Here is a 25,426-nt window from a genome sequence, read left to right as displayed (position 1 = left end):
GCCTTTTCCCCTTGGTGTCCGGTCCCGCTGCCGCCTCCCGATGACACGCCCGGCGCTCCGCGCCGCCGCGACGCGGCCGCCAGAGGCGGTCCTTGACACGGCCAGACGCCAGAGCAAGCTCGCCATCAAGGTTTTAAGGCGCGGCCTCGCCGACGCGGGCGGTTCGGGAAGGGGCTGGGCGGTTCAAGTCTCGGCCCCCCGATCGTGTCGCTATTTCGAAACCAGATCCTGCCGCGAGGCCAGGAAGGCCGCGCGCTCGGCGTCGGTCAGGACCTTGCCGCTCTTGCGCCGGGTCACCATCGGCGTGGGCCGGGCATAGGCCTTGGCCGGGGCGGAGGCGGGCTTGAGGTCGGCCAGGCGTTTGATGGGGGGCTTCATGGATTTCCCGAGGTCGGCGGCGTCGCGATCCGGTGAAGACTACGCGACAGCCGGTGACGATCCCATGACCAACTTGTCGAAGCCGTGAAAAGGGCGGCCGCTACAGCCGCCCGTCCACATCACGCGTGTTCCAGTGTCTTGATCTGCGGCTGGTGGGCGTCCGGCGGCGTATCGGGGTCGGCCGTCAGCGCGACCGCCTCGGCGAAGCCTAGATATTCGGCCGCGCAGGCGGGCGGCAGCACCTCGACCGGCCCGCTGTTCTCGATCCACACCTCGACCGAGACGCCGCGTTAAACTCGACCGCCAGGCACCAGGTCGAAGGGCTCCTGGCCAATGGCCTCGAGCGCCGCCTGGCCATTGTCTGGATCGCGACGCGTTTTCCTGGTGTATGATCCATGAGGACAATGGTTGTTGCCGCGCGCGACCCAGGTCGACTAGAGCGAGCCGCGCGATATAGGAATCGCACGGCTTGCTCTAGACTTTTGTTTTCGCATCGCTTTTGCGGAAAACCGGTGGCCACTTTTCCGCGCGATGCTCTAGGACCGTGTCATGAACGACCAGACCGCCGCCGACCGCTATATACTGATCCTGCAATGCCCTGATCGTAAGGGCGTCGTGGCGGCCGTGTCCGGCTTCTTGGCCGATAACGACGCCTCTATCGTCGAGAGCAGCCACTTCAACGACAGCTTGGCCGACCAGTTCTACATGCGCACGGTGTTCCGTCCCGACGGCGACATGCCGGGGATCGGCGCGCTGCGCCAGGGCTTTGAGCTGATCGCCAAACGCTTCGGCATGATCTGGGCCCTGCACGACACGGGCGCCAAGCCCAAGGTGCTGATCGCAGTCTCCAAGTTCGGCCACTGCCTGTTCGACCTGCTGCACCGCTGGCGAGCGGGCCTGCTGCCGGTCGAGATCGTCGGCGTGGTCTCCAACCACGAGGACATGCGCTCGTTCACCGAGTGGAGCGGACTGCCCTATTTCCACCTCCCGACCACCAAGACCAACAAGGCCGAACAGGAAGACGCCTTCCTCCAGCTCGTCGACGACCTGGCCGTCGATCTGGTGGTGCTGGCCCGCTACATGCAGATCCTGTCGCCCGCCCTTTGTGCGAGGCTGTCGGGGCGGTGCATCAACATTCACCACTCGTTCCTCCCCAGCTTCAAGGGCGCCAAGCCCTACCACCAAGCCTTCGAGCGCGGCGTGAAGATCATCGGGGCCACGGCCCACTATGTGACCACCGACCTGGACGAAGGCCCGATAATCGAACAGGGCGTCCACCGTGTAGACCACAGCCACGCGCCCGACGACCTGGTCACGCTGGGCCGTGACGTAGAGTGCGCCGTCCTGGCCCGCGCCGTGACCTGGCACGTCGAGCACCGCGTGCTGATCGCCGGGGTGAAGACGGTGGTGTTCGCCTAGGGAGACGGCGCGGCGGCTGGGCGTGGCAGCCAGGCGCCGCGGTTGTGGACTTCCGCCGCCATAGCCATTCTGCTGCGATGAAGCGCCAAATTCTCAATACGCCCTTACGCCCCAACCGCCGCAACCGCCGCAACAGGTCGTCCCGATAGGTTCGACTGGTCACCACCTCGCCGCCGCTCTCCATCACCAGCCGCCAGACCCCGGGGGGGGGGCGCGACTCCAGGCTCTGCAGTCAGCGCGGCCTTGACCTCGTGGCCCTCTGGTTCCACACCCCGGCCTCATGGAAAAGCTGACCATTCTGCTCGTCGGGTCGGGCGGGCGCGAGCACGCCCTGGCCTGGAAGATCGCTCAGTCGCCGCTGTGCGGACGGCTGGTGGCCGCGCCGGGCAATCCGGGGATCGAGGCCGTCGCCGAGCTGCGAAACCTCAAGGTCACCGATGTCGAGGGCCTGGTCGCCCTGGCCCAGGAGATCGCCGCCGACCTGGTGGTCGTGGGCCCGGAATCGGCGCTGGAGGTCGGTTTGGCCGACCAGCTGGCCGAGATTGGTGTCCCCTGTTTCGGCGGTAGCGCCCAGGCGGCGCGGCTGGAGACGTCCAAGGCCTTCACCAAGGATTTCTGCGCCCGCTACGGCTTGCCCACGGCGGCCTATGGGGTGTTCACCGACGCGGTCTCGGCCGGGACGTTTCTCGACACCCTGACCGCGCCGTTCGTCATCAAGGCCGACGGCCTGGCGGCCGGCAAGGGCGTGGTGATCGCCGCCGATCGTACCGAGGCCGACGCCGCCGTGCTCGACATGCTGGGCGGCCGCTTCGGCTCGGCCGGGACGCGGGTGGTGATCGAGGAATTCATGCACGGCGAGGAGGCCTCGCTGTTCGCCATCTGCGACGGCAGGACCGCCCTGTTGTTCGGCGCGGCCCAGGACCATAAGCGGGCCTATGACGGCGATACGGGCCCCAATACCGGCGGCATGGGGACCTATTCCCCACCGCCCGTGCTGACCAACGCCCTGGTCGAGCAAGCCTGGCGTGAGTTGGTCGTCCCGACCGTCGAGGGCATGGCCGCAGAGGGCTGTCCCTATGTCGGCGTTCTCTATGCCGGGCTGATGCTCACCGAGACGGGCCCCAAGCTGGTCGAATACAACGCCCGCTTCGGCGACCCCGAATGCCAGACCCTGATGCTGCGGCTGGAAAGCGACCTCGTGCCGCTGTTGCTGGCCGCCGCCAAGGGCGAGCTGGCGGGCGCCGCCCCGCCGGTCTGGCGCGAGGAGGCGGCAATCTGCGTGGTGCTGGCCGCCGAGGGCTATCCCGAAGCGCCGGTGTCCGGCGGTCTGATCCAGGGCGCCGACAGCGAATTTGGCGGCGAGGCCGTGATCTTCCACGCCGGCACGACGCGCGACGCGGACGGCCGGCTGGTGGCGTCCGGCGGCCGGGTGCTGAATGTCTGCGCCCTTGGCGCGACGCTGCATGAGGCGCGGGATGTGGCCTATGCGGCGCTGGGCACGGTGTCGCTGGAGGGCGGTTTCTATCGCACCGACATCGGCTGGCGGGCGCTGAGCCAGCATTCCTGACCGCCGAGCCTGCAGACGGGGACAGGCGCATGCGCCTGTCCCTGTCTCTAGAGCATTTCCCGACCTGACTGCGTCATGCCGTGAGCTCTAATCTTTTGTTTTGACGCATTTTTCTTCACGCGAACCGGAACCACTTCGCTCGAAAAATGCTCTAGACGCCGCTTATCCAAGCTTGCACCCACGGCGCCACCCTCTAAACTCCGGTTCAAACAAGCGTTGGGGAGTTAGCGCATGGCCGTGGCCGAACAGACCGCCCAGGACCTGAACTCGGGGACCAAGCCCGTCGATCCGCGCCACGCCATCGACGAGGTCCGGCTGGCGACCTGGCTGGAGGCCAATGTGGCGGGCTACCAGGGTCCTCTGGAGGTCCGCCAGTTCAAGGGCGGCCAATCCAACCCGACCTATCAGTTGATCACGCCTGCGAAGAAGTACGTCCTGCGCCGCAAGCCGCCCGGCAAGCTCTTGCCCAGCGCCCACGCCGTCGACCGCGAGTTCAAGGTGATCTCGGGCCTGGGCAAGGCCAAGTTCCCGGTCGCCAAGGCCTACGCCCTCTGCATGGACGAGGCGGTGATCGGCACCATCTTCTACGTGATGGACAATGTGGAAGGCCGGATCCTGTGGGACGGCACGCTGCCCGACTACCAGCCCGCCGAGCGCCGGGCGATCTATGAGGCGCAGATCGAGACCCTGGCCGCCTTGCACACTATCGACTACGCAGCCGTCGGCCTGGCCGACTACGGCAAGCCGGGAAACTACTTCACCCGCCAGATCGACCGCTGGACCAAGCAGTACAAAGCCAGCGAAACCCGTTCGATCGAGGACGTGGACCGGCTGATCGCCTTCCTGCCGACCAGCGCCCCGGCCGACGACATGACCTCGATCGTCCATGGCGATTATCGCCTCGACAACATGATCCTGCACCCCACGCAGCCCCGAGTGATCGCGGTGTTGGACTGGGAGCTGTCGACCCTGGGCAACCCGTTGGCCGATTTCAGCTATTTCCTGATGAACTGGGTGATGCCGTCCGACCAGCGGGGCGGCCTGGCCGAGATCCAGGACCTGACCGCCTATGGCGTGCCGACCATCGACGAGGCCGTCGCCCAATACTGCAAGGCCACGGGCCGCGACGGTCTGCCGAACCTCGATTGGTATTTCAGCTACAACCTGTTCCGCCTGGCGGGGATCTGCCAGGGCATCGTCGGTCGGGTGCGCGACGGCACGGCGGCCAGCGCCCATGCGGAACTGATGGAGGCCCGGGTGCCGGTGCTGGCGCGCGGCGCGTGGGCGTTCGCGCAGAAGGCGGGGGCCTAAAAACAGGATCGGTGGGGGGATTTTTAGGGTCTTCGATCCGGGTTGTGGCCATCATCCGATCACTCCCCCCACCGTCGGCTTCGCCGACACCTCCCCCACAGAGGGAGGACCTAGAGCCCCGCCTTCTCCAGCAACCGCCCCAACGCCGCCTCGTCCTCGAACCGCGCCCGCACAGGCCAGGGCGTCACCCGGTCCCGCCAGGCCTGAGGCAACCGCACCCAGTCCTTCTCGGTCGTCACCAGGCCGGCGCTGTAGGTCGCCGCGCGTTCGGCCAGGAACTGCAGCGTCGCCTCGTCGTAGTTGCCGTGATCGGGATAGGGCGCGAAATCCACCAGGTGGCAGCCGGCGGCCTTCAGCGCTCGCTCGACCTTCCACGGCTTGCCGATCCCCGCGAAACCGACCTGCCGGCCCGTGGGCGGCGGGGCGGCCGGCTCCAGTCGGGCGATCAGCACCGGAGTGTCGCCAAACAGCGCCAGCAGGTCCGGATCAGCGGCCGGCAGGTCGTCGGGCAGCAGCACGATCACCGCGTCGGTGCGCGCCAAACTGACCTTCAGCGGCTCGCGCATCGGCCCGGCGGGAAACACCTTGCCGTCGCCGAACGGCCATTCGTCCTCGCGGGTCTCGCCGTCGACCACCACCAGCGACAGGGTCTTGCGCAGATCGGGGTTCTGGTGGCCGTCGTCCATCACCACCACCTCGGCCCCCGAGGCCGCGGCCTTGCGCGCTCCAGCCACCCGGTCGCGCGACACCCAGATGGGAAAGTCCTGGGCCAGCATCAGCGGCTCGTCGCCGACCTCGACGGCGGTGTGGCGGGCGCGATCGACCTGGACCGGTCCGTTCAGCTTGCCGCCATAGCCGCGCGACAGCCCGTGGGCGCGGCGGCCGCGCTTGGTCAGGGTCAGCAGCAGCTCGCGAACCACGGGCGTCTTGCCTACCCCGCCGACCGTGAAATTGCCGACGCAGATCACCGCGCAGTCGGCGCTGCGCGGCGTGGCGCGGGCGATCCGCTTGGCGGTCTGGGCGGCCCAGATCCATGACAGCGGCGTCAGCAGCAGACGAGTGACCGGACTGGGCGCGCCCTCGCGGAGGTACCACCAGCGGGGGGTGGAAAGCTTCATGGCGCGGCCCGCGTGGGCAGCAGCGCCAGGATACGGTCGAGGCCAGCGCGGGCCTCGGCGTCGCGGCCGGTCACGAAGGCCTGGGCGCGGGTCGCCCGCAGCTTGACGATCTCGGGTTCGGCCAGCATCCGACCCAGGCGTTCGCCCAGCACCGGGGCGTCGGCGAAGGCCGCGCCGTCCACCGCCCGCAGGTCGGCATAGGCGGTCAGCCAGTTCTCGACATGGGGGCCGGAGACGATCGGGCAGTCCAGCCGCGCCGGCTCCAGCGGGTTGTGGCCGCCGATCCCGGGGACCAGGCTGCCGGCCACCAAGGCCAGGTCGGCCAGGCGGTACCACAGGCCCAACTCGCCCAAGGTGTCGGCGACGATGATGTCGGCGGTCGCCTCGGGCTCGGCGCTGAGCAGGGCGGCCGAGGCCCCGGTGGGGCGGGCGATCTCGAGGATGGCCGGCCCCCGCTCGACATGGCGCGGGGCGATCACCAGCCGGGGACGGGGCGACAGGGCGCGCCAGGCCGCCAGCACGATCTCGTCCTCGCCCGGATGGGTGCTGGCGGCCAGCAGCAGGGGCCGGTCGCCCAGCCGGGCGCGCAGGTCGGCCAGCACGGTCTTGTCCGCCGGTAGCGGCGCGGCGCCAAATTTCAGATCGGCCTCGCCGCCGACCATGCCACCCAGGCTGGTCAGGCGCTCGGCGGCCCGGCCGTCTTGGGCGAGGATCAAGTCAAAGCCGCCCAGCAGCCGCCCGGCCGCGAACGGCCGCGCCTGCCAGCGCTTGTAACTCTTGTCCGAAAGCTTGGCCGAGACCAGGGCCAGCGTCACGCCGCGCGCCTTGGCGGCAAGCAGCAGGTTGGGCCACAGCTCGCTCTCGACGAACACCGCCAGGTCGGGCCGCCAATGGTCGAGGAAGCGCCGCGCGCCGCCAGGGGTGTCGACCGGCAGATATTGGTGGACCGCGCCGGCCGGCAGGCGGCGGGCCAGGAGTTCGGCCGAGGTCACGGTGCCCGAGGTCACCAGCACCGCGACGTCCGGCCGCTCGGCGCGGAGACGCTCGACCAGCGGCAGGATCGACAGGCTCTCGCCGACGCTGGCGCCGTGCAGCCAGACCAGCGGACCAGCCGGGCGCGGCTTGGTCGGCCGTCCCAGGCGCTCGTTCAGCCGGGCGCGGTCTTCCTTGCCGGCCTTGGCGCGGCGCTCCAGCAGCAGAGGCGCGAGCGGTTCCAGCGCGGTGGTGGCCGCGCGGTAGAGGGTCAGGGAGAGGGGAAGGCTCACACCGCGTCTGCGCTGGCCAGATGGCAGGTGGCGACACCGCCCTGTTCCACCTGGATCGTGACATGGCCGATCTTGAAGCGGCTCGCCATCTCGCCGCAGACATCGTGCAGGAACTGGTCGTTGTCGGGGTTTTCCGGCCGGACCAGATGGGCGGTCATGGCGGTCTCGGTGGTGCTCATCGCCCAGATGTGCAGGTCGTGCACCTCGCTGACGCCGGGCCGGCCGGCCAGCCAGGTCTTGACCGCCCTCACGTCAATCCCGCGCGGGGCGGCGTCCAGGGCCAGGTCCAGGCTGTCGCGCAGCAGGCTCCAGGTGCCCAGCACGATCACCACCACGATGCCCAGGCTGACCACCGGGTCCAACCACAGCCAGCCGGTCTTCCACATGACCAGGGCGGCGACAACCACTCCGGCCGAGACCCCGGCGTCGGCGGCCATGTGCAGGAAGGCCCCGCGGATGTTGAGGTCGTCCTTGGAGCCGCGCATGAACATCAGGGCCGTGGCGGTGTTGATGACGATGCCGATGGCGGCGACGATCATCACCGGGCCAGCCTGGATCGGCTGCGGATCGGCGAAGCGGCGGGCGGCCTCCCAGGCAATGGCCCCCACCGCCACCAGCAGGAAGACGGCGTTGGTCAGAGACGCCAGGATCGTGCCCTTGCGCAGGCCATAGGTGCGGCGCCCCGACGGAGCGCGCTTGGCCAGGATCACCGCGCCCCAGGCCATGAACAGGCCCAGCACGTCCGACAGATTGTGGCCGGCGTCGGCCAGCAGGGCCAGGGAATGGGTCATCAGGCCGGCGACGGTCTCGGCGATCACGAAGCCGATGTTCAGGGTCGCGCCGACCGCGAAGGCCATGCCAAAGTCCTTGGGCGCATGGCTGTGCCCGCCAGGGCCAGGGCCATGGCTGTGGCCGTGGTGTGAGTCATTCGAATGAGCCTGGTCATGATCGTGGTGATCATGGTCGTGATGATCGTGAGTGTGATCGTGATCGTGCGGGTTCGACATGGGGTCTTCTCCCACCAAGGGCGGGGCGGATCAACGGCCAGCCTTGCAGTTCGGCGCTTTGCCCGTCCTGGCGTCGACACGGAACCGCGGCGGGCGCGGCACGTAGTGATGTCTATCGGAGACTTCGACCATGGCAGGACTTCGCGTACGGCCCCGGGTTTGGGCGGCCATCCTCTTGGCCTGCGCGCTGAGCGCTTGCTCTGATCCGGGTCCGGCGGACAGCGCGACCCCCGCGCCTAAGGCGGCGCCCAGCGCCGTCGAGACCCCAGCGGCCCCGACGCCCGTCACGCCCGCCGCCGCGCCGGAGAGCGCCACTGTCGGCGGCGACGGATCGGCGATCCAGCTGTCGGCCCTGTCGGACGCCGACCTGGAGGCCGAGCCTCTGGATGGCGAACTCGCCTGCGGCTTTTACACGGAGACGGGCTCGCCCCTGGTGGTGGCCAAGGGCAATGTCGCCTCGAAGGACGCCGCCCTGGGTCTGGTCAAGGTTGGCGACTCGGTCGAGCGAATCGCCGCCCCCGGCGGCTTCGACGGAATGCTGAAGGGCGCGGTGTTCAATGGCGCGGGTAAGACGATCCGGATCGCCCTGACCGGACCGCCCACCGGCGGCGGCGAATCTCCGCCCCGTCCGGCGACCCTGACCTTCCAGCGGGCCGACGGCGCCAGCCGCGTCTTCACCGGTCGCTGGGCGTGCGGCGCTTAGACCGCGCCGGTCTCGCCCACCAACACCTCCGCCCGGCGCGACACCGCAGACAGCCGGCCCCCCCAGGCCGCGGCCTGGGCGTCGGGATCGTCGTCTCGGCCGGCCGTGGCGGGGCCGTCCCAGACCATGGCGGCCTTGGCGAACGGCAGGGGGATGATGGTGCGGTCCCAGGTGTTGAGCCGGATGCAGGGCTTCATGGCGATGCCGACGAACAGCACCGGCGCGCCGGTCACCCGGGCCAGGGCGACGGCGCCCTTCTGCAGGTCCTCGACCGGACCGCGCGGGCCGTCGGGGGTGATGGCCATGGCCCCGCCGTCGCGCACCCACTTTACCATGTCGCGGAAAGCTTGCTCGCCGCCCTTGTTCTTGGCGGTGTCGGTCTTCTTCAGCGATGAGCCGCGAATCGCGGGCAAGCCCAGCTTGGCGATCACCCGGGCGATGAACTCGCCGTCGCGCGACTGCGAGACCAGCACCCGGATTTCCGGCTTGTCGGGTCCCTGCGGCCAGGCGGTCGGCCCCACTGGCACCCGCGAGTGCCACAGGGCCAGGATCGCGCCGGTGTTCGAGGCCAGGCTGTCGGCCCAGACCTTTTCGGCCAGCGGCCGGTTCTCATGGGTCCAACGCAGGGTGGCGTAGGTCAGCCGCAGATAGCCGACCATCAGATTGGTCATGGCCGTCATGACCCAGCGTGAGCGCAGCGGCCTCAAGCGGAGGCTTCCTCTGCCGGGCCGGGCGGCAGATGGTCCAGGTCCTGGGCCTTGGCCAGGCGCGCATAGAGGCCCTTGTGGCGCACCAGCTCTGCGTGGGCGCCGGTCTCGACCACCCGGCCCCGGTCGATGACATAGATGCGGTCGGCGCCCTTCACCGTCGACAGGCGGTGGGCGATCAGCATGGTGGTGCGGCCAGCCATCAGCCGCTCCAGCGCCGCCTGGACCTGGGCCTCGCTCTCGGTGTCGAGCGCGCTGGTCGCCTCGTCCAGCAGCAGGATCGGGGCGTCCTTCAGGAAGGCGCGGGCGATGGCGATGCGCTGGCGCTGGCCGCCCGACAACCGCGCCCCGGCCTCGCCGACGATCGTGTCGTAGCCCAGCGGCAGTTCCAGGATGAAGTCGTGCGCCGCCGCCTGGCGGGCTGCGGCCTCGATCTCGTCTTCGGCGGCGCTGGGCCGGGCATAGGCGATATTGGCGCGGATGGTGTCGTCGAACAGGAACGGCTCCTGGGTGACCAGGGCGATGCGGTCGCGCAGGGACTCCAAGGTCACGTCGCGCACGTCATGACCGTCGATGGTCACCGTCCCGGCGGTGACGTCGTAGAACCGCGGGATCAGGTTGAGCAGCGAGCTCTTGCCGCCGCCCGACGGGCCGACCAGGGCGACGGTTTCTCCGCGCTTGGCGCTGATCGACACGTCGTGCAGGGCCGGGGCGTTGGCGCCATAGGCGAAGCTGACCTGGTCGAAGACGATGGTCGCGTCGCCGGCCGGCAGGGCCTTGGCGTCGGACGGATCAATGATGGCGGGCTCGACGTCCAGCGACTCGAAAAGCCGGCGGGCGGCGGTGAGACCCTCGCTGAACACCGTCTGCAGGTTGGCGACCTGGCGCAGCGACTGCAGGGCCATGGCCAGGGCCGCGATGAAGGCGGTGAACACCCCGGCGGTCATGCCGCCCGTGGCCGCTCGCCAACCGGCATAGGCGAACACCGCCGCGGTGATCAGGGCGCCGAACGTCTCGGTAGCCGGGGCCGCCATGGCCTTGGCGTTGGAGCCCTTGATCAGATGACGCTGGCGGCGCTCGACCACGGCGGCCACGCGGCCTTCCTCATAGGCCTCGCGGTTCTCCATCTTGACGATCTTGACGCCGTCCAGGCTTTCCATGATCGCCGTCGACAGGTTGGAGGTCTCGCCCATGGCGCCCTTGGCGGCCTTGGTGGTCTTTCTGGAGAACCGCCGGATGAACAGGCTGGCGACGGGGGCGATGATCAGCACGCCGGCCGCCAACATCCAGTCCAGCCGGAACATCACCACCAGGGTGCCGATCACGGTCAGGAATTCGCGGGTGTAATTGACCACGCCGCTGGTCGCCGCCTCGCGGATCAGGGTGGCGTCATACAGCATCGACGAGACATAGGAGCCCGAATGGGCGCCGCGCAGCCGGGCCAAGTCCGAGCGGACCAGCCTACCGAACAATCGCACCTGCATGTCGCCGACCACGCCGTTGCCGATACGGTTGATCGAGGTGGTTTGCAGCACCTGGAACAGGCCGCGGGCGATGGCGATCGCGGCGATCAGCAGCGGAATGCGCACCAGGGCGCCGGGCTGTGGGTGGGTGATCAGCTGATCGACGGCGGGCTTGAGCACCTCGACCAGGGCGGCGCTCAGGCCGGCGATGATCGCGGCGCTGACCAGGGCCACCGTCAGCCGATTGCGGCGGGGCTTGAGATACTCGCGCCAGATCCGCGCGGCGAGGGCGCGGTTGCTGGCTTGCGGCGCGACGGGGTCGGTCATGGGGCAGGGGTCGGATTTCGTGGCCATGGTGTCAAGCGTGACCATGGCGGGCCAGTGCGGCGGGCGTGCGTCCCTGTGGCTTTTGCATTACAGGGCTGTTGCTCCTAATGAGGGGCCTTCACCGAAGGATCGCCCGTTTGCCCGGCTACGACACGACCACCCGCTGGGGGCGGTTTCGCACCTATCTCCACTATCTGTGGAACGACCACGCCTATCTGCGTCTCGGCTTCAAGAACGACCACTGGATCAGCCCCGAGCTGGTGCGCACCAACCAGCCCTGGCCGCACCAACTGGCGGAATGGAAGGCCAAGGGGATCAAGACCGTCATCAACCTGCGCGGCGGGTTCGACGGCAGCTTCTACGCGCTCGAAAAATATGCCTGCGAGCAGCTTGGGCTGAAGATGGTCGATTTCGTCATCACCTCGCGCGAAGTGCCGATCAAGGAGCGGGTGCTGGGCGCCCGCGACCTGTTCCAGAGTATCGAATATCCGGCCCTGATGCACTGCAAGTCGGGCGCGGACCGGGCGGGGATCATGAGCGTGCTCTATGCCCACTATCGCCTCGGCCTGCCGATCGAAGAGGCGCGCGAGCAGCTCTCCTTGAAGTACCTGCACATCAAGCAGGGCAAGACGGGGGTGCTGGACTATGTGTTCGAGCGCTATCTGACGGACGCAGCGCCGAAGGGTCTGACCTTCACCCAGTGGGTGGAGAGCCCGGAATATGACCCGGTGGCGATGAAGGCCGACTTCCGGTCGGGGATGATCGGCGGGATCGTCACGGAGAGGATCTTGCGGCGGGAGTAGGTAAGTCCTCCCCCTGTGGGGGAGGTGTCGGCGAAGCCGGCGGCGGGGAGAGTGATACGACCTCTGCCGCATTCGGGTCGATCGACCCTAAACTCCCCCCACCGATCGCTTCGCGATCGCCTCCCCACAGGGGGAGGAATTATCAGCCCAGGCTCGGGTCCAGCAACTTGTGGGCGTGGATGATGAAGTACCGGGCGTGGGCGTTGTCGACGGTCGCCTGGGCCTTGGCCTTCCAGGCGGCGTGCGCGTCGGCATAGCTGGCATAGGCGCCGACGAACTCGACCTTGGACAGGTCGCGAAACTCGGCGCCCGAAACGTCTTTCAGTTCACCGCCGATGACCAGGTGAAGAAGCTGCTTGTCGCTCATGGGGTGGAATGTCCTGCGCGGAGGTTATCGTTGTTGCAGGTCGATATGCCCGACGCGAGACAGGATCAACGGGGCAAGCGGCTTATTGGCGCAAACCACGCTCGGAAGCAGCGGATTGGGGCGGTTATAGGTGAAGCCGCGGCCCTTATGATCGACCAGCACCGCCCCAGCCTCGGCGCAGATAAGGTCGCCGGCCGCCAGGTCCCACTCGTTCTTGGACGACAGGGCGATGGCGGCGTCGAAGTCGCCGCAGGCCACCAGGCAGATGCGATAGGCGATCGAGTTGCGGCTCTCGATCCGCATGGCCGGCCAGGGCTCGGGCCAGCCGGGATAGGCGAACATCTTGGCGTCGCCCAGCATGGCCGCGCCGTCGAGCTGCGTGGCGGCGCTAGGCTTGATGGGCGCGCCGTTCAGGGTGGCCCCTTCGCCGACTGCGGCGGCGTAGGTCTCGTCCAGGGCCGGAGCCAGGACGACGCTGGCCACGGGCTTACCGCCCTCCACGACAGCGATCGACACCGAGAACCACGGCTTGCCCTTCAGATAGGCCGCCGTGCCGTCGATCGGATCGACCACGAACTGTCGCATCGTCGCCAAGCGGGCCGGATCGTCGGCGGTTTCCTCCGACAGCCAGCCGTAGCCGGGCCGAGCCGTCATCAGGCGCTCCTTCAATAGGGCGTCCACCGCCAGGTCGGCGTCGGTGACCGGCGAGCCGCCCGCCTTGGACCAGACCTTAAGGCCCTTCTCGCGGGCCGAAACCGCCAGGGCTCCGGCTTCGCGCGCGGCCTCGAGGATCAGATCCAGATCCGTCATTTGCCGGCGATGGCCAGGCCGTCGACCAGCAGCGACGGGCTGTTGCTGGCCCCGCGCAGCTCCAGGTCGGAACCGACGACCAGGCGGGCATAGATGTCGATCAGGTTGCCGGCCACGGTGATCTCGGTGACCGGGCCGGTCGAGACCCCGTTCTCGAACCAGAAGCCGGAGCAGCCCACCGACCAGTCGCCGGTATTGCCGTTCAGCGAGGGGCCGAACATCGAGGTGACCAGCAGGCCCGTGCCGGCGTCGGCCATCAGCCCGGCCATGTCGCGGGTTCCCGGCTGCAGGGTCAGGTTATGGGTCGAGACGCCCGAGGGGCCGGCCAGGCCGCGCGAGGCGTGGCCGGTGCTCTGCAGGCCCAGTTGCTTGGCCGAGCCAATGTTCAGGATCCAGGTGGTCAGCACGCCGTCGTCGATCAGGGCGCGCGCCTCGCAGGCCACCCCCTCGTCGTCGAACGGGGCGGAGCCCAGGCCGCGCATCCGGAACGGATCGTCGAGCAGATTGACGCCCTTGGCGAAGATCGCCTTTCCCAGCCTGTCCTTCAGGAACGATGTGCCGCGGGCGATCGACGGGCCGGAGATCGCGCCGATCAGCGGGCTGAGCAGCGAGATGGCCAGGCGGTTCTCGAAGATCACCGGGGCGGTGGTCGAGGCGATCTTGCGCGGGTTCAGCTTGGCGACGGCCGACTCGCCAGCCTTGGTCCCGATGCTTTCCGGGGTCGGCAGGTCACTGGCGTGTCGGGTCGAGCGGCCTTCGCCGCCGCGCTCCATAAGCGCGCCCTCGCCGGCGATGGCCGAGGCGCTGACGCCAAAGCCGCTGGCCTGGTGCAGGCCGGAAAAGCCCTCGGTGGTCACCAGCCGCCAGGTCGAGGCGCTCCAGGATGACGAGCCGCCGTCGGAATTGGTCACGCCCGCCACGGCGCGGGCGGCGGCCTCGGCCTCGCGAGCCTGGGTCTCCAGGGTCTCGGCCGTAGGCTCGGTCGGGTCGTAGAGGTCCAGGTCGCGGAACGGCCCGCGTGCCAGGCGCTCGGCCGGGGCCAGGGCGGCATATTGATCCTCGGGGGCCAGGCGGGCCATCGCCACGGCCCGGTCGATCAGCTTGGCGCGGCCCTCGGCCGAGATGTCGGAGCCCGACACCGTCGCGCTCTGCTGGCCGATGAAGACCCGCAGGCCGATGTCGCGGGATTCCTCGCGCTCCACCTCTTCCAGTTCGCTCAGGCGAACGCCGACGGAAAGGGATTGGCGCTGCGCGAACACAGCCTCGGCGGCGTCGGCGCCGGCTTTGCGGGCGTCGGCGAGCACGTCTTGCAACAGGTTTTCGTCCATGGGGTCTTATGGACGAGGCGGCGGGGCGGGGGCAAGGCATTGGCGGCCTGGTCAGCGCGACCTGGCGTCGCGCGGCATGCGGTCGGGCTCGGGACGGCGATTTATTTGCCCTCTCGGCGGTTCGATGGCCGGGAGCGAGCATTATATGACGGTTGACGCGGAGCGGCCCTGTCCTCGCGCCCACCATTATGCCCCGACCCGCCCAACCCTAGATCCTCGCGGATTGCACCCCGGATAAACGCCATGAAGATCCTGATCGTCCTGACCTCGCACGACACGCTGGGCGACACCGGCAAGAAGACGGGCTTCTGGCTCGAGGAACTGGCCGCCCCCTATTATGTCTTCAAGGACGCCGGGGCCCAGCTGACCCTGGCCTCGCCGCTGGGCGGCCAGCCGCCGCTCGACCCCAAGAGCGACGAGCCCGACGCCCAGACCGACGACACCCGCCGGTTCAAGGCCGACGCCGAGGCCACGGCGGCCCTGGCCGCCACTGTCAAGCTGTCGACGGTCGTCGTCGCCGATCATGACGCGGTGTTCTATCCGGGCGGCCACGGCCCGCTGTGGGACCTGGCCAATGACAAGGTGTCGATCGACTTGATCGAGGCCGCGATTCAGGCCGGTAAGCCGGTGGCCCTGGTCTGCCACGCCCCAGGCGTGCTGCGCGACGTCAAGACGCCGGACGGCAAGCCGCTGGTCGAGGGCAAGACCGTCACCGGCTTCACCAATACCGAGGAAGACGCCGTGCAATTGACGAAGATCGTGCCGTTCCTGGTCGAGGACAGCCTCAAGCAAAACGGCGGCCTCTACACCAAGGGCGACGACTGGGCGCCCTACGTGGTGGAAGACGGCCTGCTGATCACCGGCCAGAACCCCGCCTCATCGGGGCCGGCCGCCTTGGCGCTGCTCAAGCACTTGGCCTAGGCGCGCTGCGGGCCGGGCGCTGGCGCCTGGCCCGCGACAGCTCATCCGATGGCGTAGAACAGCAGGGCCACGGCGGCGAAGATATAGGCCACCCAGGTGCAGATCATGCCCAGGGCGCGCGGAACCGAGGCGCCGCCACTGTTGGACAGGCCCACGGCATGGATCAGCCGGCCGGCGAACAGCATCAGTCCCACCACGTGGATGGCCAGGGGCGGGGCGCCGACCAGGGCCAGGGTGATGATCGCCGCCAGGCCAACGGGGACATATTCGCTGGCGTTGCCAAAGGCGCGGATGGCGCGGGCCAGCTCCGGAATGCCCTCGTCGCCCAGGGCCACCTTGTGTTTCTGGCGCAGCCGCACGACCAGCAGCGACAGGGTCAGCAGCAGGAAGACATGCAGGCCGACCCACAGGGCGGCGGCGTGACCGGAAGCGACGGTGTCCATCGGGCGTACTCGTGAGACTTGGTCTAGCGTGGCCGCATAAGGCTCAGCGTTCGACGAAGCTGGCAAGCCGGATCGTCGGGCGGGCGACCGAGGGCCGTCCAAGACGGGGACATGCCTTTGCGGCGTGTCCCCCGCGGGCGCGCGGATCTCGGTTGGGGACACGCCGCACGGGCATGTCCCCGGCTAGAGTTCTCGCCCGACTGGATAGAGCCGGTAGTGGTCGTCGTAATAGGGCGTCCGCGCGTAGAACCACCCCAGCCGGGCGTCGGGATCGGCGGCGAACTTTGGGTCGGCGGCCAGCTTGGCCTCGAACTGCGCCTTCAGCGCCGGATCGGCGGTCAGCATCTTCTCGGCGAGCGGGGCGATGGCGTAGCCCTCGATATATTCGACGCGCTGCAGCACTTCGGGGAACATGCCCCAGGCGAAGAAGCTCTCATCGCTTTCCGGCTCAAGCAGCAGGGTGACCATCTCGCCGAGCGGCTGGTCGGTCGAGACGCGGACCGAGCCGGTCGGAAAGGTGACGGTGCGAGTCTCGTGGGTGACCGGGCCGGCGGTGAGCTCGACATGGCCCTCATTGGCGCGGGTCGCGAGCTTGGGGGCGGTGAAGCGGATCATGTCCACCGACACCGTCCGGGGCGCCGCCAGGGCCTCCATCGCCACGCCGTGGATGCGCAGGCGTTCGATGATCTCGGGCTTGGCCGAGGAAATCCAGTAGGCCTTGGCCGGGGTCAGGTCGAGGGCCGGCTGGGTGGTGTAGAGCGGCAACGACCAGGGCACGGGATCGGGCTTGCCCAGCCACCGCACCTCCTGGTGGCCCGAGGCGGGCGAGACATAGGTCTCGAACTGCACGCCCAGGAAGCTCTCGATGCGCAGCGGCTTGCCGCCGCCCCCGAAATCGGCCCCGAAATTGGCCTTGACCACGGCGGGGCGCGCGGCGCGGTCCGCAAGCTCGGCGGCCCGCAAGGCGGCGCCGTCGCGGGCCAGCAGTTTCAGGGCCTCCTCCAGCAGCACATAGGTCCCCAGCACCCGCTGGCGGTAGGGCTTGAGCGAATGGTTCTCGACCAGCACCGTGGCGATGTGGGCGGCGTCGCCATAGCCGTTGGAATAGCGAAGCGACGCCGGCGAGGCGCCCAGGCCCTTCTTCGGATCCCGCTCATCGAGCGCGAAGACCAGTTGGCCGGGGATGTGGCCCGCCGCCTTCAGACCCGCCGCCGTAGCCGGCAGGAAGCTGTTGTCGAGCCAGGCCGAGGTCGCCTTCGAGCGTGCGAAGTCGCCCCTGTAGCCGGCCCAGCCATAGGTGATGTCGTACTGGTAGTCCTCGCCGTCGGTGACGTGGATGTCCATGTAGAGATCGGGCTTCACCTTGCCGATCAGCGTGATCATCGCCCGCATCTCCGGCGAGTCGAGCTTGCCGTAGTCGCGGTTGAGATTGAGGTTCTGGGCGGTGTGGCGCCAGCCCTGAACCACCGGGCCGCGCTGGTTGGGACGGCTGTAGGGCGACGCGCGCTCATGGCCATCGACGCTGAAAATTGGCACGAAGACCAGGTTGACCTTATCGAGCAGGGCGTCCTTGGCGGGGAAGGCCCCCCTTCCGAAGGCGATGTCGCGCAGCAGCATCATGCCGGCGTCCTTGCCGTCGATCTCGCCCGGATGGATGCCAGCCTGGACCAGCAGCACCGGCTTCTCGGGATCGAAGGCCGCGCCGTCCTTGCTGACGAACACCACCAGCAGGTCACGACCTTCCGGCGACTGGCCAAAGCTTTCCATGCGGATCAGCGGCGAGGCCGTGTCGAGCTTTTCCAGCCAGGCGCGGGTCTCGGCATAGTTGGGAGAGGCGGTCAGGCCGGTCAGCTCCGAGGGCGTGATCCACGGGTCGGACGGCTTGGCGATCAGCGTCTCGCTGGCCCCATGCCAGGCTAGGGCGGGCGGGAGGATATCGGACTCCCAGGGGGCTTTTGGAGTTTCAGCCATCGTCACGCCCGCCGTCATCGCGACGGCGACCGCCGCCAGACCTGTTTTCCACATTATTCCCCCTTCGGGCGCCGCTGCCCGAGCCGATGCGGGGACATGCACTTGTGCGTGTCCCCAACCGACGCAGGGCTTCATGGGGACACGCACAAGTGCATGTCCCCAACCCTATTTCCGCGTCACCAGGTCCATGAACCGCTGCTGCAACACCTTGTCGGTCTTGAACACGCCGCGAAACTGGGTGGTGATGGTCGAGACGTCGTGGTGGTGGACGCCGCGGGTGCTCATGCACTGGTGCTCGGCGTCGATCAGCACGGCCACGCCAGCGGCCGACAGGTGGTCCTCGATGGCGTCGGTGATCTGCATGGTCATGGTCTCCTGAGTCTGGAGGCGCTTGGCGAAGATCTCGACCAGCCGGGCCAGCTTGGACAGGCCCACGACCTTGCCAGTCGGCATATAGGCCACCCAGGCCTTGCCCAGGAACGGGGCCATGTGGTGTTCGCAATGGCTCTGCACCTCGATGCCGCGCAGCATGACCATGTCGTCATAGCCCTGCACGTCCTCGAAGGTGCGGCTCAGCGCCTTGGCGGGATCGCCCTGATAGCCGGCGAACCATTCGCCATAGGCGTCGACCACGCGTTGCGGCGTATCAAGCAGGCCTTCGCGGTCGGGATTGTCGCCGGCCCAGGCCAGCAGGGTGCGGACGGCCGCCATGGCCTGTTCGCGGGAGGGGCGCCCCTCTATCCGGTCGAGATCGTCCGCAGCGCAGCTGCACTGTTCGAGGAGGGTCTTTGTGGGGGTCACGGCATCCATGTTCGGAAGGTTTCTTTCCACGGGCTGAGTTGCGCCGGAGCGCCCTTCGCCCCGGAATTACGCGTGCCACCCGTATGAAGGCGTGTCGGCGCCCATCAAGGGCGTGGTTCCAAAACGCTCAGATAGCTATATGGGACGCACACAAACTCCGGCAACACCCTCCCGTTACGTCAGGCGACCTTCTTTCCCATGACTCTCAAGCTCCACGACACCATGACGCGCGAAAAGCGCGACTTCGTCCCCGCCGATCCGAGCCGGGTGACGATGTATGTCTGCGGGCCCACGGTCTATAACCACGCTCATATCGGCAATTTCCGGCCTGTCGTGGTGTTCGACGTGCTGTTCCGTCTGCTGCGCCATGTCTATGGCGACGAGGCGGTGGTCTATGCCCGCAACGTCACCGACGTGGACGACAAGATCAACGCCAAAGCCACGGCCGAGGGCGTGGATATCAAGGTCATCACCGACCGCTACCTGGCCTCCTACCACGCCGACGCCGCCGGCCTGCTGACCCTGCCGCCGACGCTTGAGCCCAAGGCCACCGAGCACATGGCCGCGATCCTCGAGATGATCGGCCAGCTGGTGGCCAAGGGAGCGGCCTACGCCGCCGAGGGCCATGTGCTGTTCGACACCCAGGCCTTCCCCGACTACGGCCAGCTGTCAGGCCGAAACATGGATGACATGATCGCCGGCGCCCGGGTCGAGGTCGCGCCCTACAAGCGCCACCCCGCCGACTTCGTGCTGTGGAAACCGTCCAAGGAAAACGAGCCGGTCTGGCACAGCGCGTTTGGCCCCGGTCGCCCCGGCTGGCACATCGAATGCTCGGCGATGATCGACAAGGCCCTGGGCCAGACCATCGACATCCATGGCGGCGGCATCGACCTGGCCTTCCCGCACCACGAGAATGAGCTGGCCCAGAGCCGCTGCGCCCACGACCTGCCAGTGTTGGCGAGCTATTGGCTGCACAACGGCTTCTTGGACATGGCCGGCGAGAAAATGTCCAAGAGCCTGGGCAATGTGATCATCCCGCATGAGCTGTTGCAGACCACGCCGGGCGAAGTGATCCGCTGGGCGCTGCTGTCGGGCCATTACCGCCAGCCGCTGGACTGGACGCCGGAGCTGATCGAGCAGAGCCGCAAGGCGCTCGACCGACTGTACGGCGCCCTGCGCCGGGCCAAGACGGTGGAGGCCGGCGAGTCCGAGCCTTCGGACGAGGTGATGGCGGCCCTGTCCGACGATCTCAACACCCCCCTGGCGGTGTCGGGCTTCTTCGAGTTGTCCAGCGCCATCGAGCGCGCCGTGACGGCCGGCGACGAGCCCGCGATCGCCGCCAACAAGGGTCGTCTGCTGGCCTCGGCCGGCCTGCTGGGCTTCCTGCAGACCGACCCCGACGCCTGGTTCGAGGGCGACGCCGACGATGACCTCAAGGCCAAGGTCGAGGACCTGCTGGCCCGCCGCATCGCCGCCCGCACCGCCAAGGACTGGACCGCCGCCGACGCCATCCGCGCCGAGATCGACGCCCTGGGCGTGGTCGTCATGGACGGTCCGGCCGGGGCGACGTGGCGGATGAAGGACTGATCGGCGTGAACATTGACGAACAGATCGTCCTGGTCTCCGGCGGCGGCCGGGGCCTGGGCGCCGCCATCGCCCGGGCCTTCGCGGATCAGGGCGCCTCGGTGGTCATCAACTATCGCCGCAGCGAGGCTGCGGCCCTGGCGCTCGCCGAGGAACTTGGCGACGCGGCCTTGGCTCTCCAGGCCGACGTCAGCGACCGCGACGCGGTTCGCCGCCTGGTCAATGACGCCGCCGAGCACTTCGGAAGCCACGTCACCACGGTGGTCAACAACGCCCTGGGCGACTTCAGCTTCAATGGCGATGGCCGCCACACCCTGCAGACGATCCCGTGGGAGGATTTCCAGAGCCAGCTGAACGTCTCGCTGCGCGGCTCGCTAAACCTCATCCAGGCCACCGCCCCGGCCATGGAGAACGCCGGCTTTGGCCGGGTGATCAATATCGGCACCAACCTGTTCCAGAACCCGGTGGTGCCCTATCACGACTACACCGCCGCCAAGGCCGCCCTGCTGTCGCTGACCCGCACGGCGGCCGCCGACCTCGGCCCCGGCGGGATCACCGTCAACATGCTGTCGGGCGGCCTGCTGCGCACCACCGACGCCAGCGCCGCCACGCCCGAGGCGATCTTCGACCTGATCGCCCAGAGCACGCCGCTGCGCCGGGTGACCACGCCCGCCGAGTTCGCCGACGCCGTGCTGTTCTTCGCCTCGCCCTGGAGCCGCGCGATCACCGGCCAGAACCTGGTGGTGGATGGGGGACTGGTGCGGGACTAGATTACACTCATAATAAATCGCTCATCCCGGCATTCGCCGGGATGAGCGGAAAATGAGAATGACCAGAGAGCCGGATTTCGACCCATGCAACGCGCCGTAGAACATCGCATCGGGGTGCAAGCCCCCGCCGACCTGGTCTGGGAAGTGATTTCCGACTTCGCGACCTGGGGCGCCTGGAACCCCGTCCATCCGCGCATCGAGGGCGAGATGCGGATCGGCACGACCCTGACCACGGCGTTCGTCACCGAGAGCGGGACCGACATCCTGACGCCGATCGTCCAGGACTGGGTGCCCTACGAGCAGCTCCACTGGCGTACCAAGCGGCTGAAGGGCTTCGTCACCGCGATCCGCTATATCGAGATCGACAAGAAGGGCGAGGAAAACGCCATCTTCTCCAACGGCGAGCTGTTCATCGGCCCGCTGGTCCGCTTCGTCAGCCGGGACGAGCGCAGGCGGCTGCGGGCGGCGTTCACGATCATGGGCGAGGCCTTGCGCGATCATGTCGAGGCCCTCTGGTCGGAACGCCAGAAGACCCCCATCTCAGCATCATGATCGACGACCTCTATTCGGCGCGAATCCTGGGCCTGGTGGCCAACATGCCGCGCGCCGGCCGCCTGGCCGCGCCGGACGCCAGCAGCGAAAAGACCGCCAAGCTGTGCGGCAGCCGAATCATCGTCGATGTGACGGTGGCAGACGGTCGCGTGTCCGACTTCGCCCAGGATGTCACCGCCTGCGCCCTGGGCCAGGCCTCGGCAGCGATCCTGGGCGCCCAGGTGGTCGGCGCGGATCTTTCCGAGATCGAGTTGGCCCGCGACGCCTTGCGCGCTATGCTGAAGTCGAACGGTTCGCCCCCCGCAGGCCGATTTTCGGAGCTCGCCGTGCTGGAGCCGGTCAAGGACTATCCCGCCCGTCACGCCTCGACGCTTTTGGCGTTCGAAGCCGCAGTCGAGGCTGTCCGTACAGCCACAGCCGCCGACCAAACCCGAACTCGCCGCGCCGGCGCCGCTTGATCGGGTCTTTTCGCTAGTCGATAAGGACCCGACTCCGTTCGCGAAACCGCCGGCATGACCTTCTATGAACGCACCGTCGACCTGGGCCTGAAGGCCTACAAGACGACGCTCTCGCCCTTCATCGGGCGTCAGTGCCGGTATCTGCCGACCTGCTCGGAATACGCGGCCCAGGCGCTCAAGGATCACGGACCCTTCAAGGGGTCCTGGCTCGCGGTGGGACGGATTTGCCGATGCAATCCGTTTGGCGGCTCGGGGTTCGACCCGCCGCCTCCGCCGACTGGGCCGCGCAAGTGGAAATGTGAAGAATGATCGACCTGATTTTCCCCGACGGCTCGGCCCGCCAATATGCTGACGGATCGACGGGCCGCGACGTGGCCGCCTCGATCTCCAAGTCGCTGGAGAAGAAGGCCCTCGTTATAAAGCTGGACGGCGTGCTGCTGGACCTGGATCGTCCGCTGACGCCCGATCTGCTGGGCGGCGGAAACCGCTTTGAGATCATCACGCGCGAGGCGCCCGAGGCGCTTGAGATCATCCGCCATGACACCGCCCACGTGATGGCCGAGGCCGTGCAGGAGCTGTTCCCCGGCACCCAGGTGACGATCGGCCCCAATATCGAGGACGGGTTCTTCTACGATTTTGCCCGCGACGAGCCGTTCAGCCTGGACGACCTGGCGACGATCGAGGCCCGCATGCGCCAGATCGTCGATCGCGACGAGAAGATTCGCCGCGAGGAGGTCGATCGCGACGTGGCCATCGCCGACTTCGAGTCCAAGGGCGAGACCTACAAGGCCCAGATCATCCGCGACCTGCCGGCCAGCGACACGATCACGGTCTATCACCAGGGCCCCACCTGGAAAGACCTGTGCCGCGGTCCCCACCTGCCGTCGACCAAGCATGTCGGCAAGGCCTTCAAACTGACCAAGCTGGCCGGCGCCTATTGGCGCGGCGATCAGAACAACGCCCAGCTGCAGCGCATCTACGGCACCTCGTGGGCCTCCGACGCCGATCTGGCGGCCTATCTGCTGCGCATCGAGGAAGCCGAGCGGCGCGACCACCGCAAGCTGGGCCGCACCATGGACCTTTTCCACATCCAGGAAGAGGGCAAGGGCATGGTGTTCTGGCACCCCAAGGGCTGGACGCTGTACCTGGCGCTGGAGGCCTATATGCGCCGCCGGCTGGACGCGGCGGGCTATCGCGAGGTCAAGACGCCGCAGATCCTCGACAAGAGCCTGTGGGAGCGTTCGGGCCACGCCGAGAAGTTCGGCCACGCCATGTTCATGTGCGAAACCGCCGAGGGCGAGGTCTTGGCCGTCAAGCCGATGAACTGCCCCGGCCACATCCAGATCTTCAATGTCGGCCAGAAGAGCTATCGCGAGCTGCCGCTGCGCATGGCCGAGTTCGGGGCCTGCCACCGCTACGAGCCGTCGGGCGCCATGCACGGCATCATGCGGGTGCGGGCCTTCACCCAGGACGACGCCCACATCTTCTGCCGCGAAGAGCAGGTCACGGAGGAAAGCGCGCGCTTCATCGAACTGTTGCGCAGCGTCTATAGCGACCTCGGCATGCATCTGGCCGACACCAAGTTTTCGACGCGCCCGGAGCTTCGCGCAGGTGACGACGCGGTCTGGGACAAGGCCGAAGCCGCCCTCTCGGCCGCCGCCGAGGCCGCCGGTGAAACCCTGGTGCTGCAAGAGGGCGAAGGCGCCTTCTACGGCCCCAAGCTGGAGTTCTCGCTGAAGGACGCCATCGGCCGGGTCTGGCAGTGCGGCACGCTGCAGCTGGACTTCGTGCTGCCGGAGCGGCTCGGCGCCGAATACGTGGCCGAGGACGGCTCCAAGCAGCGACCGGTCATGCTGCACCGAGCGATCCTGGGCTCGTTTGAGCGTTTTATCGGCATTCTGCTGGAAAACTACGCCGGCAACCTGCCGCTGTGGCTGGCGCCGGTCCAGGTTGTCGTGGCCACCATTACGTCGGATGCTGACGACTACGCCCAGGGCGTCGCTGATCGGTTGACTTCAATGGGCATTCGCGCAGAGGTCGATCTTCGTAACGAGAAGATCAACTACAAGATTCGCGAGCACAGCCTCGCCAAGGTTCCGGTGATTGCTGTGGTCGGGCGTAAGGAAGCTGAGAATGGAGAGGTCGCCCTGCGTCGCCTGGGCGGCGAGGGGCAGCGGGTGCTGTCGCTGGCCGAGGCTGTCTCGGTGCTGACCGAAGAGGCCACCCCGCCCGATCTGGCTCGCCAGCGCGCCGCCGTGACCCGCCCAGCGGAGTTGGCTAAGGCCTGATGAACAGCATTCTTGCTTCCCGGTCGACCTTTGTCTCGGGTGCGCGGCCGATCGGGCCGCGTGTCTCCGTGGTCATGGTCGTCTACCAGACGGGGGAGGCCCTGACCGACAGCATCCGGTACGTTCTGGAGGAGCCGCTGGTCGATGAGTTCGTCATCATCGACAACGGCTCGCCCCCGTCCGAGGCCGAGATGCTGCGGTCGCTGGGCCTGGCCGAACCGCGCATCGTGCTGCAGCAGGGCCACGGCAATGTCGGCTTCGCGCGGGGCGCCAACATGGGCGCCGAGACCGCGCGCGGCGAATACATCATCTTCCTCAATCCCGACGCCAACCTGCAGGCCGATTGCGTGGAGGCCCTGGTCGCCGCCTTCGAGGGCCAGCCGGCGCCCACCCTGGTCGGCGCTCGGGTGATGAACACCGACGGCACCGAGCAGCGCGGCGGACGTCGCGGCGAAGTCACCCCGGTGACCACCCTGCTGAGTTTTAGCCACCTGACCGGGCGTTTCCCCGGCTTGAGCAAGTTCGAGATCCATCGGGAAAACGAGCCGGTGCCGCACGCGCCGATCCCGATGCCGACCATCTCCGGCGCCTGTTTCGCCCTGCGGCGCGGCGATTTCGACCTGCTGGGCGGCTTCGACGAGGGCTATTTCCTGCACGTCGAGGACATCGACCTGTGCTGGCGCGCCCGCCAGGCCGGCGGCCAGGTGCTTTTTCAGCCTAACGCCAGGGTCATCCATCTGGGCCACACCAGCCTGGAACACCCGATGAAGGTCGAGTTCCACAAGGGCGTGGGCCTGTCGCGCTACTTCATCAAGCGCGCCGACACGGTGCAGCGCTACATCATCGCGGTGATCCTGGCCCCGGCCATCCTGCTGATGAGCGTCTCGCGCCCGCTGATCTGGAAGCTGACGGGCCGGCCGATCTGAGGTCTTCCCTCTCCCCTTGCGGGCTAGCAGGTTCACACATCTCGATTGAGCGAGTGGACGAGCTCTGATTCATTGGGTTCATCTGACGGGAGATGGCGATGGATCTGCTGCTGGGGCGGTTTGGCGACCGCCGCCTGGA

General features: G+C 68.0%; 26 protein-coding genes. 13 read left to right on the top strand and 13 right to left on the bottom strand.

Features of this window, described 5'->3' with window-relative positions; all coding sequences use genetic code 11:
- Window positions 1–210: 210 nt before the first annotated feature.
- Window positions 211–378 carry a hypothetical protein gene (locus tag ACP7AG_RS03945; RefSeq protein WP_426011135.1) on the bottom strand — a complete coding sequence of 56 codons (168 nt, stop codon included), beginning with the start codon at window positions 376–378 and terminating at the stop codon, window positions 211–213.
- 119 nt (window positions 379–497) lie between these two features.
- Window positions 498–650, bottom strand: coding sequence for a hypothetical protein (locus ACP7AG_RS03940; RefSeq protein WP_426029859.1), 153 nt, complete (start codon window positions 648–650; stop codon window positions 498–500).
- A 277-nt stretch (window positions 651–927) separates the two neighbouring features.
- Between ACP7AG_RS03940 and purU the strand changes: the two genes are divergently transcribed.
- The 3 genes from purU (at window position 928) to ACP7AG_RS03925 (ending at window position 4,675) form a co-directional block, all read left to right on the top strand.
- Window positions 928–1,797 carry a formyltetrahydrofolate deformylase gene (gene purU, locus ACP7AG_RS03935; RefSeq protein WP_426011138.1) on the top strand — a complete coding sequence of 290 codons (870 nt, stop codon included), beginning with the start codon at window positions 928–930 and terminating at the stop codon, window positions 1,795–1,797.
- A 280-nt stretch (window positions 1,798–2,077) separates the two neighbouring features.
- Window positions 2,078–3,364: a phosphoribosylamine--glycine ligase gene (purD, locus tag ACP7AG_RS03930; RefSeq protein WP_426029858.1), complete on the top strand. Its 1,287-nt coding sequence runs from the start codon at window positions 2,078–2,080 to the stop codon at window positions 3,362–3,364.
- 231 nt (window positions 3,365–3,595) lie between these two features.
- Entirely contained in the window at window positions 3,596–4,675 is a 1,080-nt protein-coding gene (locus ACP7AG_RS03925; protein WP_426029857.1) for a phosphotransferase, read from the top strand.
- A gap of 110 nt (window positions 4,676–4,785) precedes the next feature.
- Here ACP7AG_RS03925 and lpxK read toward each other — a convergent pair whose 3' ends face one another.
- The 3 genes from lpxK to ACP7AG_RS03910 are packed head-to-tail and all read right to left on the bottom strand — an operon-like array spanning window position 4,786 to window position 8,065.
- Window positions 4,786–5,793: a tetraacyldisaccharide 4'-kinase gene (gene lpxK / locus ACP7AG_RS03920; protein ID WP_426029856.1), complete on the bottom strand. Its 1,008-nt coding sequence runs from the start codon at window positions 5,791–5,793 to the stop codon at window positions 4,786–4,788.
- Window positions 5,790–7,058, bottom strand: a complete 1,269-nt coding sequence (locus tag ACP7AG_RS03915; protein ID WP_426029855.1) for a 3-deoxy-D-manno-octulosonic acid transferase — start codon at window positions 7,056–7,058, stop codon at window positions 5,790–5,792. The genes lpxK and ACP7AG_RS03915 overlap by 4 nt, the downstream gene beginning before the upstream one ends.
- Complete coding sequence (locus tag ACP7AG_RS03910) at window positions 7,055–8,065, bottom strand: cation diffusion facilitator family transporter (protein ID WP_426029854.1); 1,011 nt, start codon at window positions 8,063–8,065, stop codon at window positions 7,055–7,057. The genes ACP7AG_RS03915 and ACP7AG_RS03910 overlap by 4 nt, the downstream gene beginning before the upstream one ends.
- Window positions 8,066–8,195: 130 nt before the next feature.
- On the opposite strand from ACP7AG_RS03910, the gene ACP7AG_RS03905 reads away from it, so the two are divergent.
- Window positions 8,196–8,768 (top strand): hypothetical protein, encoded by a 573-nt coding sequence (locus tag ACP7AG_RS03905; RefSeq protein ID WP_426029853.1) that lies wholly within the window; start codon window positions 8,196–8,198, stop codon window positions 8,766–8,768.
- Here ACP7AG_RS03905 and ACP7AG_RS03900 read toward each other — a convergent pair.
- Both ACP7AG_RS03900 and ACP7AG_RS03895 read right to left on the bottom strand, forming a co-directional pair.
- A complete protein-coding gene (locus ACP7AG_RS03900; RefSeq protein ID WP_426029852.1) occupies window positions 8,765–9,475 on the bottom strand; it encodes a lysophospholipid acyltransferase family protein in 711 nt (236 codons plus the stop codon). The two genes, ACP7AG_RS03905 and ACP7AG_RS03900, sit on opposite strands and share 4 nt — an antisense overlap.
- Complete coding sequence (locus tag ACP7AG_RS03895; RefSeq protein WP_426011152.1) at window positions 9,472–11,265, bottom strand: ABC transporter ATP-binding protein; 1,794 nt, start codon at window positions 11,263–11,265, stop codon at window positions 9,472–9,474. Before ACP7AG_RS03895 ends, ACP7AG_RS03900 begins: the two co-directional genes overlap by 4 nt.
- Before the next feature lie 107 nt (window positions 11,266–11,372).
- Here ACP7AG_RS03895 and ACP7AG_RS03890 point away from each other — a divergent pair, with 107 nt between their 5' ends.
- Window positions 11,373–12,068 (top strand): protein tyrosine phosphatase, encoded by a 696-nt coding sequence (locus ACP7AG_RS03890; RefSeq protein WP_426011153.1) that lies wholly within the window; start codon window positions 11,373–11,375, stop codon window positions 12,066–12,068.
- Between the two features lie 142 nt (window positions 12,069–12,210).
- On the opposite strand, the gene ACP7AG_RS03885 is transcribed toward ACP7AG_RS03890, so the two are convergent.
- From ACP7AG_RS03885 to ACP7AG_RS03875, 3 genes are read right to left on the bottom strand one after another with little or no spacing between them, the layout of a single operon-like run.
- Complete coding sequence (locus tag ACP7AG_RS03885; RefSeq protein ID WP_426011154.1) at window positions 12,211–12,435, bottom strand: DUF4170 domain-containing protein; 225 nt, start codon at window positions 12,433–12,435, stop codon at window positions 12,211–12,213.
- 24 nt (window positions 12,436–12,459) lie between these two features.
- Window positions 12,460–13,245 carry a 3'(2'),5'-bisphosphate nucleotidase CysQ gene (locus tag ACP7AG_RS03880; RefSeq protein ID WP_426029851.1) on the bottom strand — a complete coding sequence of 262 codons (786 nt, stop codon included), beginning with the start codon at window positions 13,243–13,245 and terminating at the stop codon, window positions 12,460–12,462.
- Window positions 13,242–14,573: a TldD/PmbA family protein gene (locus tag ACP7AG_RS03875; protein ID WP_426029850.1), complete on the bottom strand. Its 1,332-nt coding sequence runs from the start codon at window positions 14,571–14,573 to the stop codon at window positions 13,242–13,244. The genes ACP7AG_RS03880 and ACP7AG_RS03875 overlap by 4 nt, the downstream gene beginning before the upstream one ends.
- 243 nt (window positions 14,574–14,816) lie before the next feature.
- Between ACP7AG_RS03875 and ACP7AG_RS03870 the strand changes: the two genes are divergently transcribed.
- The gene (locus ACP7AG_RS03870; RefSeq protein ID WP_426011157.1) at window positions 14,817–15,494 is read left to right on the top strand and encodes a type 1 glutamine amidotransferase domain-containing protein; all 678 of its coding nucleotides are present in this window, start codon (window positions 14,817–14,819) and stop codon (window positions 15,492–15,494) included.
- Between the two features lie 41 nt (window positions 15,495–15,535).
- On the opposite strand, the gene ACP7AG_RS03865 is transcribed toward ACP7AG_RS03870, so the two are convergent.
- The 3 genes from ACP7AG_RS03865 to folE form a co-directional block, all read right to left on the bottom strand.
- Entirely contained in the window at window positions 15,536–15,937 is a 402-nt protein-coding gene (locus ACP7AG_RS03865; RefSeq protein WP_426011158.1) for an MAPEG family protein, read from the bottom strand.
- A 183-nt stretch (window positions 15,938–16,120) separates the two neighbouring features.
- Window positions 16,121–17,962, bottom strand: a complete 1,842-nt coding sequence (locus tag ACP7AG_RS03860; protein ID WP_426029849.1) for a M14 family metallopeptidase — start codon at window positions 17,960–17,962, stop codon at window positions 16,121–16,123.
- A gap of 111 nt (window positions 17,963–18,073) precedes the next feature.
- Entirely contained in the window at window positions 18,074–18,718 is a 645-nt protein-coding gene (gene folE / locus ACP7AG_RS03855; protein ID WP_426029848.1) for a GTP cyclohydrolase I FolE, read from the bottom strand.
- A gap of 189 nt (window positions 18,719–18,907) precedes the next feature.
- On the opposite strand from folE, the gene cysS reads away from it, so the two are divergent.
- The 7 genes from cysS (at window position 18,908) to ACP7AG_RS03820 (ending at window position 25,287) form a co-directional block, all read left to right on the top strand.
- Complete coding sequence (cysS, locus tag ACP7AG_RS03850) at window positions 18,908–20,296, top strand: cysteine--tRNA ligase (RefSeq protein ID WP_426029847.1); 1,389 nt, start codon at window positions 18,908–18,910, stop codon at window positions 20,294–20,296.
- A 5-nt stretch (window positions 20,297–20,301) separates the two neighbouring features.
- Window positions 20,302–21,063 (top strand): 3-oxoacyl-ACP reductase, encoded by a 762-nt coding sequence (locus ACP7AG_RS03845; protein ID WP_426029846.1) that lies wholly within the window; start codon window positions 20,302–20,304, stop codon window positions 21,061–21,063.
- Between the two features lie 84 nt (window positions 21,064–21,147).
- On the top strand, window positions 21,148–21,615 hold the full coding sequence (locus tag ACP7AG_RS03840) for an SRPBCC family protein (RefSeq protein WP_426011163.1): 468 nt from the start codon (window positions 21,148–21,150) through the stop codon (window positions 21,613–21,615).
- Window positions 21,612–22,073, top strand: a complete 462-nt coding sequence (locus tag ACP7AG_RS03835; protein WP_426011164.1) for an iron-sulfur cluster assembly scaffold protein — start codon at window positions 21,612–21,614, stop codon at window positions 22,071–22,073. The genes ACP7AG_RS03840 and ACP7AG_RS03835 overlap by 4 nt, the downstream gene beginning before the upstream one ends.
- A gap of 54 nt (window positions 22,074–22,127) precedes the next feature.
- Window positions 22,128–22,382, top strand: a complete 255-nt coding sequence (gene yidD, locus ACP7AG_RS03830) for a membrane protein insertion efficiency factor YidD (RefSeq protein WP_426029845.1) — start codon at window positions 22,128–22,130, stop codon at window positions 22,380–22,382.
- Window positions 22,379–24,361: a threonine--tRNA ligase gene (thrS, locus tag ACP7AG_RS03825; RefSeq protein WP_426029844.1), complete on the top strand. Its 1,983-nt coding sequence runs from the start codon at window positions 22,379–22,381 to the stop codon at window positions 24,359–24,361. Before yidD ends, thrS begins: the two co-directional genes overlap by 4 nt.
- Window positions 24,361–25,287, top strand: a complete 927-nt coding sequence (locus ACP7AG_RS03820) for a glycosyltransferase family 2 protein (RefSeq protein WP_426011167.1) — start codon at window positions 24,361–24,363, stop codon at window positions 25,285–25,287. Before thrS ends, ACP7AG_RS03820 begins: the two co-directional genes overlap by 1 nt.
- Window positions 25,288–25,426 lie beyond the last annotated feature (139 nt).

Origin of the sequence: Caulobacter sp. DWP3-1-3b2, from assembly GCF_049896325.1 — a bacterium.
GTDB lineage: Bacteria > Pseudomonadota > Alphaproteobacteria > Caulobacterales > Caulobacteraceae > Caulobacter.
This window is presented reverse-complemented; position numbering and strand designations above follow the sequence as displayed.